Origin of the sequence: Kitasatospora sp. NPDC051984 (genome assembly GCF_044593455.1) — a bacterium.
Lineage (GTDB): Bacteria > Actinomycetota > Actinomycetes > Streptomycetales > Streptomycetaceae > Kitasatospora.
The window spans coordinates 84,781-97,348 of sequence record NZ_JBIUCB010000011.1; the positions used below are offsets into that span (position 1 = coordinate 84,781).

At 72.8% G+C, this 12,568-nt stretch carries 14 protein-coding genes; 6 read left to right on the top strand and 8 right to left on the bottom strand.

What is annotated here, in order from left to right; genetic code table 11:
* The first annotated feature begins 62 nt into the window (after positions 1 to 62).
* The 4 genes from ACIHEI_RS22090 (at position 63) to ACIHEI_RS22105 (ending at position 3,114) form a co-directional block, all read left to right on the top strand.
* Positions 63 to 278, top strand: coding sequence for a hypothetical protein (locus ACIHEI_RS22090; RefSeq protein WP_387647356.1), 216 nt, complete (start codon positions 63 to 65; stop codon positions 276 to 278).
* Between the two features lie 66 nt (positions 279 to 344).
* A complete protein-coding gene (locus ACIHEI_RS22095) occupies positions 345 to 926 on the top strand; it encodes an archaeosortase/exosortase family protein (RefSeq protein ID WP_396607788.1) in 582 nt (193 codons plus the stop codon).
* Positions 923 to 2,254 (top strand): glycosyltransferase, encoded by a 1,332-nt coding sequence (locus tag ACIHEI_RS22100; protein WP_396607789.1) that lies wholly within the window; start codon positions 923 to 925, stop codon positions 2,252 to 2,254. The genes ACIHEI_RS22095 and ACIHEI_RS22100 overlap by 4 nt, the downstream gene beginning before the upstream one ends.
* A gap of 131 nt (positions 2,255 to 2,385) precedes the next feature.
* On the top strand, positions 2,386 to 3,114 hold the full coding sequence (locus ACIHEI_RS22105) for a choice-of-anchor P family protein (RefSeq protein WP_396607790.1): 729 nt from the start codon (positions 2,386 to 2,388) through the stop codon (positions 3,112 to 3,114).
* 67 nt (positions 3,115 to 3,181) lie between these two features.
* Here ACIHEI_RS22105 and ACIHEI_RS22110 read toward each other — a convergent pair whose 3' ends face one another.
* From ACIHEI_RS22110 to ACIHEI_RS22135, 6 genes are read right to left on the bottom strand one after another with little or no spacing between them, the layout of a single operon-like run.
* Complete coding sequence (locus ACIHEI_RS22110; RefSeq protein ID WP_396607791.1) at positions 3,182 to 4,030, bottom strand: alpha/beta hydrolase; 849 nt, start codon at positions 4,028 to 4,030, stop codon at positions 3,182 to 3,184.
* Entirely contained in the window at positions 4,027 to 5,100 is a 1,074-nt protein-coding gene (locus ACIHEI_RS22115; protein WP_387647369.1) for a branched-chain amino acid ABC transporter permease, read from the bottom strand. The genes ACIHEI_RS22110 and ACIHEI_RS22115 overlap by 4 nt, the downstream gene beginning before the upstream one ends.
* The gene (locus tag ACIHEI_RS22120; RefSeq protein ID WP_387647371.1) at positions 5,097 to 5,963 is read right to left on the bottom strand and encodes a branched-chain amino acid ABC transporter permease; all 867 of its coding nucleotides are present in this window, start codon (positions 5,961 to 5,963) and stop codon (positions 5,097 to 5,099) included. The genes ACIHEI_RS22115 and ACIHEI_RS22120 overlap by 4 nt, the downstream gene beginning before the upstream one ends.
* Positions 5,963 to 6,694: an ABC transporter ATP-binding protein gene (locus ACIHEI_RS22125; protein WP_387867711.1), complete on the bottom strand. Its 732-nt coding sequence runs from the start codon at positions 6,692 to 6,694 to the stop codon at positions 5,963 to 5,965. Before ACIHEI_RS22125 ends, ACIHEI_RS22120 begins: the two co-directional genes overlap by 1 nt.
* Positions 6,691 to 7,449 carry an ABC transporter ATP-binding protein gene (locus tag ACIHEI_RS22130; protein ID WP_392946986.1) on the bottom strand — a complete coding sequence of 253 codons (759 nt, stop codon included), beginning with the start codon at positions 7,447 to 7,449 and terminating at the stop codon, positions 6,691 to 6,693. The genes ACIHEI_RS22125 and ACIHEI_RS22130 overlap by 4 nt, the downstream gene beginning before the upstream one ends.
* Before the next feature lie 7 nt (positions 7,450 to 7,456).
* Positions 7,457 to 8,695: a substrate-binding domain-containing protein gene (locus ACIHEI_RS22135; RefSeq protein ID WP_387647379.1), complete on the bottom strand. Its 1,239-nt coding sequence runs from the start codon at positions 8,693 to 8,695 to the stop codon at positions 7,457 to 7,459.
* Positions 8,696 to 8,958: 263 nt separating this feature from the next.
* Here ACIHEI_RS22135 and ACIHEI_RS22140 point away from each other — a divergent pair, with 263 nt between their 5' ends.
* Both ACIHEI_RS22140 and ACIHEI_RS22145 read left to right on the top strand, forming a co-directional pair.
* Positions 8,959 to 9,726: a CoA transferase subunit A gene (locus ACIHEI_RS22140; RefSeq protein ID WP_387867709.1), complete on the top strand. Its 768-nt coding sequence runs from the start codon at positions 8,959 to 8,961 to the stop codon at positions 9,724 to 9,726.
* A complete protein-coding gene (locus ACIHEI_RS22145) occupies positions 9,726 to 10,361 on the top strand; it encodes a 3-oxoacid CoA-transferase subunit B (protein ID WP_396607792.1) in 636 nt (211 codons plus the stop codon). Before ACIHEI_RS22140 ends, ACIHEI_RS22145 begins: the two co-directional genes overlap by 1 nt.
* Positions 10,362 to 10,535: 174 nt before the next feature.
* Here the strand turns inward: ACIHEI_RS22145 and ACIHEI_RS22150 are convergent, their stop codons facing one another.
* Together ACIHEI_RS22150 and ACIHEI_RS22155 are read right to left on the bottom strand one after the other, a co-directional pair.
* Complete coding sequence (locus tag ACIHEI_RS22150; RefSeq protein ID WP_396607793.1) at positions 10,536 to 11,246, bottom strand: uracil-DNA glycosylase; 711 nt, start codon at positions 11,244 to 11,246, stop codon at positions 10,536 to 10,538.
* An 87-nt stretch (positions 11,247 to 11,333) separates the two neighbouring features.
* Positions 11,334 to 12,458, bottom strand: coding sequence for a low temperature requirement protein A (locus tag ACIHEI_RS22155; protein WP_396607794.1), 1,125 nt, complete (start codon positions 12,456 to 12,458; stop codon positions 11,334 to 11,336).
* Positions 12,459 to 12,568 lie beyond the last annotated feature (110 nt).

Consider the following 12,568-nt stretch of genomic DNA (forward strand, 5'->3'; position numbering starts at 1 on the left):
GCCCGGCAGTCACCTTTGGCTCCGGCCCGGAAGCCACCGGGCCGAGACGAGAGGAGACGACCGTGTACGGACCTCACGTGGGCGGAATCCCGCCGGTCGCGGCCGGCGGCGGGGTGCTGGCCTCCACCGGCTCGCCCGGGCTCGGCCTGGCCGCCGCCGCGGCCACCGGCCTGCTGCTGGTCGGGGTGCTGCTGGTGCGGCGCGGCCGGCTGGCCGCCGGTCCCGGATCCGAGCACTCGGACGCCCAGCGCCCCGAAGCCCGGCGCCGCCGCCCCTGACCGCCGCCGGACCCGGGCGGCACGGCCGCCGGGTCCGGCCCGTCCGCCCCTCGCGTGGAGCCGCCCATGCCTGCCACCGCACTCCCCCGGCCGTCGGCCCGGCCGGCCGCCCGCCCCCGCCCCGGCCGCCTCGGCACGGTATGCGGCCCGCTCTCCCTCGCCCTGGCCGGACTGCTGGTCGGCGGCGAACACATGTACCGCAACCTGGAGTTGACCGCCGTCTCCCAGCTGACGACCCACCTGCTGGGCCTGCGCACCCTGCTGCTGCCGAGCCCGGGCGCACCGGTGCTGTACGCGGGCGGGCCGGACCACTTCGAGCGCGGCATCGCGCTGACCACCGGGTGCAGCAGCGCCCTGCTGATCGCCCCGTTCGCGCTGGTCATCGGCCTGCTGCTGGCGTTCGGCCACCGCCGCCCCGGCAGGCTGCTGCTGGCCCTGGCACTGGCCGTCACGCTGATCGCCGGCACCAACCTGGGCCGGCTCACCCTGATCGTCGCCATGCAGCACCGCTACGGCAGCGCCGGCTTCGAGTGGACGCACGTCCTGTTCGGCTCGCTGCTGATGATGATCGCCGCGCTGGCGGCCCTGCTGCTCTGCCTCGCCGTGGTCGCCCGCGGCTCCCACTCCGCCGAGGACGTCGCCCCGTGAGCCTGCTCGACCTGTCCGTCTGCCTGTCCTTCATCCTCGGTGTCGGCTTCCTCGGCTACGTCGGGGTGATCGTGACCGGCTTCCTGCGCGCCCGGCCGGACGCCCCCGGCGACCCGTCCGGCTACCAGTGGCACTTCGTGATCCCGTGCCGCGACGAGGAGGCGGTGATCGGCCTCACCCTCGACCACCTGCACCGGCGCTTCCCCACCGCCCGGCTCTGGGTGGTGGACGACCACTCGACGGACCGCACCGCGGAGATCGTCCTCGCCCTCGCCACCGCCGGGCTGCCCGTCCACCTGGTGCGGCGCCGGCTGCCGGACGCCCGCACCGGCAAGGGCGACGCGCTGAACGCCGCGTACCACGCGCTGGAGAGCCGGCTGCCGCCCGGCACCGACCCGGACCGGGTGGTGCTGACCGTGGTGGACGCGGACGGCCGCCCCTCGCCGAACCTGCTGCACGTACTGGCCGGGCCGGCCTCGTTCGGCGACCCGGCGATCGGCGCCGTCCAGGTGGAGGTCCGGATGTCCAACCGGGCGGTGGCCGCGCCGCTGCCCGGCCGGAGCCGGGCAGCCAACGCCCGCGCCCGGCTGCTGGCCCGGCTCCAGGACCTGGAGTTCCGCGGGCCGATCTCCGCCATGCAGATCACCCGGCGCCGCACCGGCACCGTCAACGTCGGCGGCAACGGGCAGGCCAACCGGCTCAGCGCGCTGCGAGCGGTCGCCGCCGAGACCGGAAACCCCTGGGGGAAGGCCCTGTTGGAGGACTTCGAACTGGGACTGCGGATGATGCTGGCCGGCCGCCGCAACGGCTACACCACCACCGCCTGGGTCGAGCAGGAGGCGCTGTGGAGCGTCCGTCAGCTGCTCACCCAGCGGGTGCGCTGGGCGCAGGGCTCGATGCAGTGCGCCCGCTACCTGCCGCGGATCTGGAGCTCCCGGCAGTTCAGCGCCCTCGGCTTCCTGGAGGTCGGCTACTTCATGGCACAGCCCTGGCTGCAGGTGGTCGGGCTGTTCGCGTACCTGCTGCCGATCGGGGTCTTCGGCTACCACGCCTGGGCCTACCCGGAGTTCACCGCGGACTTCCTCGGCCACGGCGGAGCGCTGCTGATCGGCCTGTACCTGCTGATCGGTGTCACCGAGTTCGCCGTCTGGGGCCCGCTGTACCGGCGGCACTGCGAGCGGGACATCGGCCGGGGCTCGGCGCTGGCCTACGGGCTGGCGCTGGCGGTCTACGCGGTCGGGACGTACCTGGTCGCGGTGCGCGCGTTCTGGCGGCTGGTACGCGGGGAGCGGAGCTGGCACAAGACCGCCCGGACGGGCGTGCATTGACGCTCGATCAGACCACTTGGACCGACTGCTCCATTCGATCGGATTTTCCGACTTTCGCATAACTCCCGTGCCTTATCAGGGAATTGATCGGCAGCCACTGGCACATCCACCACCAGAAAGGCGGTCCGCTCGTGACCACCACCCGCACCCGCGTCCTGGCCGGCGCAGCACTCGCAGCCGGCCTGTTCTGCTCCGCCGCACCCGCGTTCGCCGCGCTCACCTCCCCCGAGGCACTGGCGTACGTGGTCGCGGCCGACGCGCTGAACAACAACGTGGCCGTCCCGCCGCAACCGCAGTCCACCTTCCCGCCGGGCGGCACCAAGACCCTGGTGGGCCTGACCGTCGGCCCGTTCGCGACCAACGCCACGCTCACCGCCACCACCGCGGGTGACCCGACGACCGGCACCTCGTCCGCCTCCGCCACCGTCGACCAGCTGAGCCTCACCCTCGGCCCGGCCCTGACCGGTGAGCTGACCGGCGTCAGCTCCACCTGCAACGCGGACCCCGGTGGCGCCACCGGCAACGGTGTCATCGCGAGCGGCACGGTCACCGTCCTGGGCGGCCAGACCACCTTGCAGGCGAACGCCCCGAAGAACACCAGCCTCACCGTCCCCGGCCTCGGCGACGTGATTCTCAACGAGCAGTCCACCGACGCCAACGGGGTGATCACCGTCAACGCCGTGCACCTCACCCTGCTGCCCGCCCTCGGCGGCGCCAACGTGATCGTCGGCCACGTCGAGTGCGGCGGCGCGCCGGCGGCCGCGACCGTCCCGATGATCAACACCCAGGTCGGGCTGATCGGTGGCTCGCTGGCCGCCGCGGCCGTCTTCGGCACCGTGTACCTGCGGCGCCGCGCCTGACCGGACCAGACATGCCGGTGCCCTCTCCCTCCGAGCACGGAGAGAGGGGGCACCGGCACGTCCGCACTCAGACCAGCAGTTCGGCCAGCCGGTCGGCCCAGATGATCGAGTAGTGGCTGGTGTCGGCGACCAGCTCGGTCGGGACGGTGACCTTCGCCGCCGTCAGCCGGCCCTCGTCGTAGAGCGCCTGGGGCTCGTTCAGCAGGCCGCGCTCGGCGTACAGGAAGCGGGTCGGGACGGTCAGGCGGTGGATCGCGCCGGCGGCCTCCGCGTCGAGCAGGACCTGGGTGCCGTCGGTGGTGATCGCCTCGTGGACGCAGGAGGAGACCAGGGCTGGGGCCTCGCCGACCAGGTCGCGCTGGGTGTAGGCGTCCAGCTCCTCGTTCCAGTCGGCGAACGCGGGGTGCGCCTGCCAGAACGCGCGGTAGGCCTCGCGGCTCTCGAAGGTCATCGACAGCCGGGCCAGCGCCGGGCCGAGCACCGCGGCCAGCGCGTCCTCCTCGCGGACGCCGTCGGGCAGCGGGAAGGACACCGCGCCGTCGACCAGGACCAGGTCGGCGAGCAGCTCGGGGTGGCGGGCGGCGGCGACGGCCGACACCCAGGCACCCATCGAGTGGCCGACCAGCCGGACGGGGCCGGCGTCCAGGTGGCGGATCAGCGCGGCGACGTCCTCCGCGTGCCGGCCGAGGCCCCACGGGCCCGGCAGCTCGCGGCTGGCGGCCCGGCCGCGCAGGTCGGGGGCGTACAGCGAGACCCGGCCCGCGAGCAGGCGGGCCAGGCCGGCCCAGGCCAGCGCGTTGGCCGTGATGCCGTGCACGGCGACCACCACGGGCGCTCCGGGGTCGGCGGCCGGCCAGTGCAGGACGGCGAGGTCGCCGCCGTCGACGGGGACGGTGAGGTGCTGAGGGAGGGTCATGCGGCGCCTTCCGGTACGGCGGTGACGGACACCTTGGCGGCCTTGGCGGCGCGGCCCGCCCGCAGCCGGGCGGGCAGCTTGGCCAGACCGCCGGGCAGCAGGTAGACCACGGCGACGAAGAGCGTACCGAGCAGGAACAGCGGCTGGGAGAGCGGAACCCGCAGCACCGACGGGAGTTCGGCGATGGACGCGGAGTTGGCGAGGTCGCCGAGCCGGTGTGCCGCCCAGGTGTAGAGCACGCCGCCGAGCAGCGGCCCCCACCGGGTGCCGGAGCCGCCGAGCACCACCATCACCAGCAGCGCCAGCGTCGCGTCCGAGCTCGCGGCCTGCGGGGTGGCGCCGCCGGTGAGCAGCAGGTAGACCACGCCGCCGGCGCCGGCCAGGCCGCCGGCCACGGTGAACGCGACCAGCTTGAAGCCGTACGGGCGCAGGCCCAGCACCTCGACCCGGCGTTCGTTCTCGCGGATGCCGGCCCAGACCCGGCCGGTCGGCGAGGAGACCGTCCAGTGCACCACGGCGAGCGTGACGACCAGGTAGAGCACCGCGATCCAGTACAGGTTGGCGGTGTTCTGGATGCCGATCAGCGCGTCGGGCAGGTGCTCGGCGGGCGCGGAGCGGCCCTCCTCGCCGCCGGTGAGGCCGCCGGGGTTGCGCTGCACCAGGATCGCCCCGGCCTGGGCGAAGGCCAGCGTGACCATGGAGAAGCCGATGCCGGTGACCTTCAGCGACACCGAGCCGAGCAGCAGCGCCAGGGCGATCGAGCAGGCGATGCCGAACACCGCGGCCGGCACGAAGCCGAGGCCGAACTCCAGCATCGCCAGGTCGGTGGCGTACAGGCCGGTGGCGAAGTACAGGGCGTGGCCGAAGGAGAGCAGGCCGGTGCGGCCGAGCAGCAGGTCGTAGCCGGTGGCGAGGCCGCCGTAGACCAGGCAGAGCGCGATCAGTTGGAGGCTGCCGGGGCTGCCGAGCGGTCCGTCCAGCAGGCCGGGCAGCGGCAGGGTGCTGTACGGCGCGATCACCAGGACGATCAGCAGGGCGAGCGGCCACCAGCGCTTGAGGTGGGTGGTCATGCGAGTCTCCCGGTGAGTCCGCGCGGCTTGACGAGCAGCAGCACGGCGAGCAGGACGACGACGGAGAGGTCGCCGAGGCCCGCGGCGGTGTAGTAGTTGGCGAACTGCTGGACGAGTCCGACGCCGACCGAGGCCACGGCCGCGCCGGTGACGGAGCCCATGCCGCCCATCACCACGACCACGAAGGCGAAGATCAGCAGGCCGGTGCCCTGGCCGGGGTTGATCGAGCCGAAGTACAGGCCGGCCAGTGCCCCGCCGAGCGAGGCGGCGGCGCCGCCGATGGCGAAGACCAGGGTGAACGCCTTGCGGACGTCGATGCCGAGGGCGGTGACCATGGCCCGGTCCTCGACGCCGGCCCGGACGATCAGGCCGTAGCGGGTCTTGGCGAGGAACAGCCGCAGCAGCACCAGCACGATCAGCGCGGCGGCCATCAGCACGAAGCGGTTGACGGGCACGGTCGCGCCCAGCAGGTTCACCGTGCCGGACAGCGCCTCGGGCTGCGGGAACGGCCGGGCGTCGGCGCCCCAGATGCCCATGATCAGGGCGGGCAGGGCGAGTCCGACGCCGACGGTGGCGAGGATCTGGTCGCGCGGCCGGGAGTACAGCGGCCGGATCAGGGCGAGTTCGAGCAGCACCGAGGCGGCGGTGCCGACCGCGGTGCCGAACGGGACGGCCAGCCAGAACCCGAGTCCGCCGTCGGTGGCGGCCCACCAGGCGGCGTACGCGCCGACGGACAGCAGCGCGCCGTGGGCGAAGTTCAGGACGTCCATCAGGCCGAAGATCAGCGAGAGGCCGGAGGCGACCAGGAAGTACAGCGCGCCGAGCCCGAGTCCGGTGCAGGCGAGCAGGACGACGGTGTTCATCAGGCAGACACCTCGGGATCAGGAGCGGCGGGACGGTGGCTGCCGACGCCGAGCAGGCGGCGGGCGGCGTCCTCGTCGGCGAGCAGTTCGCCGGCGTCGCCCTGGTGGGCGGTGCGGCCGTCGGCGAGGACGGCGCAGTGGCCGGCCACCCGGCGGACCAGGGCCAGGTTCTGTTCGACCAGCAGCACGGGGACGGTCTCGGCGGCCCGGGCGAGCACGTCGGCGACCTCGGTGACGATCTTCGGGGCGAGGCCCTTGGTGGGCTCGTCGGCGATGATCAGCCGGTTGCCGTTGAGCAGCGTGCGGGCGATCGCGACCATCTGCTGCTGGCCGCCCGACAGGGTTCCGGCGGCCTGCTTGTGGCGCTGCTTCAGCTCGGGGAACAGCTCGAAGACCAGGTCGTAGGCGGGAGTCGAGTCCCGTTCCGCCAGGCGCAGGTTCTCGGCGACGCTGAGGCCCGCGAAGATGCCGCGGTCCTCGGGGGCGTAGCCGATGCCCTGGCGGACCACCAGGTGGGTGGGCAGCCGGCCGATATCGGTGCCGTCGAAGACCAGCGAACCGGTGCGCGGGACGAGTCCCATGACCGCTTTGACGGTGGTGGTCTTGCCGGCGCCGTTGCGGCCGAGCAGGGCGGTGACTCCGGTGGCGGCGACGTCCAGGTCCACCCCGTGCAGGATGTGCAGTCCGTCGATCACCACCTTGAGGCCGCGGACGGCGAGCAGGGTCGTCACAGCGCCTCCCCGAGGTAGGCCCCCTGGACGGTTTCGTCGGCCATCACGGCTTCGGGGGTGTCGAGTGCGAGCAGGGTGCCGTGGTGCATCACGGCGAGCCGGTCGGCCAGGCCCAGCAGCACGTCCATGTGGTGTTCGACCATCAGGACGGTGCGGCCCTGGTCCTGGTGGACCGAGCGGATCAGCTCGACCAGGGCGGGCACCTCCTCGGCGCTCACCCCGGCCATCGGCTCGTCGAGCAGGATCAGCCGGGGGTCGCCCACCAGCAGCACGGCGAGCTCCAGCTTCCGCTTGCCGCCGTGCGAGAGGGAGCCGGCCAGGTCGTCGGCCTGGTCGGCGAGGCCGGTGCGCTCCAGGGTCTCCTCGACCTGCTGGCGGTAGCGCTCGGCGCGGCGCCAGATCCGGTACGACGCGGACGGGCCGGCCGCCGCCTGGGCGGCCAGGCGGACGTGGTCGGCGACGGTCAGGCCGGGCCACAGCGAGGAGGTCTGGAAGGTCCGGCCGAGGCCCCGCCGGGCCCGGGCGGGGACCGGCAGGGCGGTGATGTCGGCGCCGTCCAGGTGGAGGGTGCCGTGGCTGGCCGGGTAGATCCCGGAGATCAGGTTGAACAGGGAGGTCTTGCCCGCCCCGTTCGGGCCGATGAAGGCGACGAACTCGCCTTCGGCGACGTCGAGGGTGACGTCCTGGACGATCGGGACGCCGCGGACGGACCAGCCGAGGCCGTCCAGCCGCAGAACCGGGGCGGGAGTGCTCATGTGCTTCTCAGCCCGCCATCTTGGCGACCGGCGGGGCGACCAGGTCGGCGGGCAGGATCTTCTCCGCGTTGGGCTTGGCGGCGGCGCCGGTGCCGGTCAGCTTGACCTGGAACATCGGCTGGAGCAGCGCGTGGTCCTCGGCGCGAACGGTGAGCTTGCCCTTGACGCCGTCGAAGCTCCAGCCCTCCAGGGCCTTCACCAGCGCGTCGGTGTCCGCGTCGGAGCCCTTGTTGGTCTCCAGCGCGTGCACCACCATCTGCGCGGCGGTGAAGCCGTCCGGGGTGAACAGGTCGGACTTGGAGCCGTTCTTGGTGACGAAGTCGTTCATCGCCAGCTCGGCGTCGGTGCCGCCGGCCGCGCCGGAGAAGTAGTGGTTCAGGAAGTCGATCTTCTCGGCGGCCGGGCCGAACAGCGGGTAGGAGGCGGCCACGTCGAGGCCGGTGACGACCTTGGTCGAGGAGAACACGTCCTGCTGGTTGAGCGAGGTCCACAGCGCGGAGGCGGTCTCGCCGGCCCAGGCGACGAACAGCAGGTCGGGCTTGGCGCCCTTGGCCTGGGTGGCGAACGGCGTCAGGTCGGTCGCGGACGGCGGGGCCAGCACGGCTTCCACGGTGGCGCCCTCGCCGCCGAGGACCTCCTTGACGGCGGCCACGTTGGCCTGGCCGAAGGCGTTGTCCTGCGCCAGCACGGTGACCTTCTTGCCCTTGGCGTCGCCGATGAAGGACGCGGCGGCCCTGATGTCCTGGTAGGACTGGCGGCCGGAGCGGAAGGTGTACTTGTTCAGGCCGGTGACCTTGTCGGCGGCGGCCGGGCCGCTGATGAACAGCACCTTGTTCTGCGCCGCGATCGGGCCGACCTGCAGGGCCACGCCGGAGGCGGTGGAGCCCGCGAGGATCTTGTAGTTCTTGCCGATCAGGTCCTTGGCGGCGGAGACCGCCTTCGCCGGGTCACCGGCGTCGTCCTGCTCGGCGATCTCCACCGGGCGGCCGTCCACCGCGTTGGTGCCCTTGGTGGCGTACGACAGACCGGCCTTGAAGCCCTCCAGGTACTGCTTGCCGTAGGCCGCCAGCGGGCCGGTCTTGGAGTACACCAGGCCGACCTTGACCGGGCTCTTGTCGCCCCCGCCCGCCTCCGCCGAGGTGCCCGCCGTGCCGGCCTTGGCGCAAGCGGACGCGAGCAGCACGCAGGCGGCCAGCGCGGCGAGCTTGCGGACGGGTCGTCTGGGGGTGGCGTCCGTGACTGACATGGTGGGGAGCTCCTGACGTACCTGTGCTGGTGGGATGCGGGAACCGTAGGGGGGCCGCCCGGAAGGCGACATGTGACGGGAGCACGCATCGACAGCCCCTTCTGTATGGGTTCGCCACATGTTGCGGTGCCGCCTGCCGCGAGGTGTGCGGCGGACACATGGATCCGCCCTGCTCCATGGCGCCGTCCGCCATGGAAAGCGCCGGGGCCTGCGGCGAGTGTGGTGGCCGCAGTCAGCCCTCCCCCTTCGAGAAGGTGGCCCCTTTGGACAAGGTCCTGGACTCCCCCGCCCGCGCGGTCGGGGACATTCCCGACGGCGCGGTGCTCGCGGTCGGCGGCTTCGGCCTGTGCGGCATCCCGTCCACCCTGATCGGCGCGCTGGTCGACGCCGGCACCACCGGGTTGCGGGTGGTGTCCAACAACTGCGGCGTGGACGACTGGGGCCTCGGCCTGCTGCTGGGCGCGGGCCGGATCGCCCGGATGACCTCCAGCTACGTCGGCGAGAACAAGGAATTCGCCCGCCAGTACCTGAACGGCGAACTCGAGGTCGAACTGACCCCGCAGGGCACCCTGGCGGAACGCCTGCGGGCCGGCGGCGCCGGCATCCCCGCGTTCTACACCCCCGCCGGCGCCGGCACCCAGGTCGAGGAGGGCGGCCTGCCCTGGCGGTACGCGCCGGGCGGCGGCGCCGTCGCGGTGGCCTCCCCGCCGAAGGAGGTCCGCGAGTTCGGCGGACGCCGCTACCTGCTGGAAGAGGCCATCGTCGCGGACTTCGCCCTGGTCCGCGCCGAGATCGCCGACCGGCACGGCAACTGCGTCTTCCACGCGGCCGCCCGCAACTTCAACCCGCTGTGCGCCACCGCGGGCCGGATCACCGTCGTCGAGGCCGACCGGATCGTCGAACCCGGCGAGATCCCGCCGGACGCCGTCCACCTCCCCGGCGTGTACGTCGACCGGGTGGTCGCCGCCGACCCGACCGACCGCCGGATCGAGCGCCGCACCGTCAGCGCCGTCGCCCCTCAGGAGTCCTGATGACCACCCAGCTCGACCCGCGCGACGTGCTCGCCGCCCGGGCCGCCCGCGAACTGCGCGACGGCCAGTACGTCAACCTCGGCATCGGCCTGCCCACCCTGATCCCCAACCACCTGCCCGCCGGCGTGCACGTCGTCCTGCACTCCGAGAACGGCATCCTCGGCGTCGGCCCCTACCCCGCCGACGCCGACGTCCACCCCGACCTGATCAACGCCGGCAAGGAGACCGTCACCGTCAACCCCGGTGCGGCCTACTTCGACTCGGCGTTCTCCTTCGGCATGGTGCGCTCCGGGCGGATCGACGTCTCGGTGCTCGGCGCGATGCAGGTCTCCGCGAGCGGCGACCTCGCCAACTGGATGATCCCCGGCAAGATGGTCAAGGGCATGGGCGGCGCGATGGACCTGGTCCACGGAGCCCGCCGCCTGATCGTGGTGATGGAGCACACCGCGAAGGACGGCACCCCGAAGATCGTCAACGAGCTCACCCTCCCCGCGACCGGCCGCGCCGTCGTCCACCGCATCGTCACCGACCTCGCCGTCCTCGACGTCACCCCGGACGGCCTCCGCCTGGTCGAACTCGCGGACGGCGTGAGCCTCGAACAACTGCGTGCCGCGACGGAACCCCCGATTCTGTAGGCAGGTGGTGAACCGACAGGGGCCCGGGGAACGGCGGGGGTTCGTGGCGGTGGGGTCGCAGGGCTCGGGGCGTTCTGTCGTTTCCGGTCTCCGTCTTTGACCCGACGCAGCACGACCGTCCCCGGGCCCCCGACCATCAGCAGCTCGGCCCCGCCGTTCCCCGGGCCCCTGGTGTTACTTCCCGACGTTCGGAATGTTCCAGTCGATCGCCTTCTGCCCGAACCCTTCCAGCGCGGCGTTGATCTGCGAGAACGGCTTCGTGCCGAGGAACGTCTTCTGCGACAGCGGCGACGGGTGCCCGCTCTGCACGACCACGTGCCGGTCGGTGTCGATCAGCGACAGCTTCTTCTTCGCGTAGCCGCCCCAGAGCACGAACACGCACGGCTCCTCGCGGGCGCTCACCGCGCTGATCACGGCGTCGGTGAACTTCTCCCAGCCCTTGTTCTTGTGCGAGTTGGCCTCGTGCGCACGCACGGTGAGCACCGCGTTCAGCAGCAGCACGCCCTGCTCGGCCCACGGCTTCAGGTAGCCGTTGTCGGGCACCGGCAGGCCGAGGTCGGTGTTCAGCTCCTTGTAGATGTTGCGCAGCGAGGGCGGCGTCTTCACGCCCGGCAGCACCGAGAAGCTCATGCCGTGCGCCTGCCCGTTGTCGTGGTACGGGTCCTGGCCGAGCAGCAGCACCTTGACATCCTGGTACGCCGTGGCGGCAAGCGCGGAGAACTCCTGCCCGGCGGGCGGGAACACCTCGTGCTCGGCCCGCTCGGCCGCCAGGAACTCCGACAGCTGCGCGAAGTACGGCTTGCCGGTCTCCTCGGCGAGCACCGCGCGCCAGGACTCCGGCACCTCCAGCGTGCCGCCCACGGACGCCTCGGCCAGATCCGTCACGTTGTACCTCCCACCGGCCGCGCCGCACGGCGGCCGCACTCGCTCGAAAACGTTCCCGGGCCCGTGCCGGACCCGCTGCGAAGAACGCTACACAGTCGCGCCGACAGCCCGCTCCGCCCTCCGTACCCGGAGCGACTCCCAGCCGCTCAGGCCGACCAGCACCGCCGCCAGCAGGCCCAGCACGGCCAGCGCCGGCAGCCGGTGCAGCGGGGTGAGCAGCAGCAGTGCCAGCAGCGCGGCGACCAGCAGGCCGGCCGCCAGCCGGGTCGGCGAGAACTTCCGGAACATCATCCACCGGGTGTAGTTGAAGGCCAGCAGGTACAGCGCGCTGCCGCCGTACAGCAGCCCGAGCGCGCCGCCGCCGAGTGCCGCCCCGGGGCGCGCCACCGTCTCGGCGAAACCGACCGCGACGGTGATCACCCCGGCGATCAGCGCCAGGTGCCCGTACGAGAACACCCGCCGCAGCACGTCGCGGCGCGAACTCGCGATCTCCATGGCGTGCCGCATCGCGTCGGCGGCGTACCCGAAGTACTGCCACCACAGCGTGCAGGAGATCACGAACGCCACTGCCACCGAGGCCAGTTGGCCCGCGTGCAGCGGGGCGCCGGCCACCGGGGCGCCGATCCCGACGATCGATTCGCCGAGCGCCACCAGCAGGAACAGGCCGAAGCGCTCCGGCAGGTGGCCCGGGTGGTACTCGACCTTCGCCAGCCGCCGGCGGAACAGCAGCGGCGCCGAGAGGTCCGCCGTCGCGGCCACCGCCCACAGCAACTCCCGCGCGGGGGACGGCAACAGGCCGCCGACCACCAGCAGCGGCCCGCTGAAGAACGCGCCCACCCCGTACGGGCCGATCCAGATCCGCCGCACCCGGCGGGCCAGCAGCCCGACCAGCACCAGCCGGGCCGCCCAGTACGCGCCGCCGAACAGCACACCGCGTTCGCCGAACGCCCCCGGCAGGGCGAGCGCCAGGAACAGCCCGGCCAGGCCCACCGCGAAGATCCCGATCCGGTCCCGCGGGTTGTCCACGTCCCGGATGTTGGCCTGCACCGTGGTGCCCACCCAGCACCAGTACACCGGCACGAACGCCACCAGGGCCCGCCCGCAGCCCGCCCAGTCGTGGTGGTGGTGCAGCAGCCCCGACACCTGCGTCACCGCGAACACGAACACCAGGTCGAAGTACAGCTCCGCCCAGGTGACGCGCTTCTCCCCCATCCGAACTCCCCCACACCCCAAGCCCCTTGACGCCACCCACCGGCAAACGACCGGCACAGGCTACCGGGCGCCTTTTACCTCCGGCCCCTGACGGACCGTCCGTTCGTACC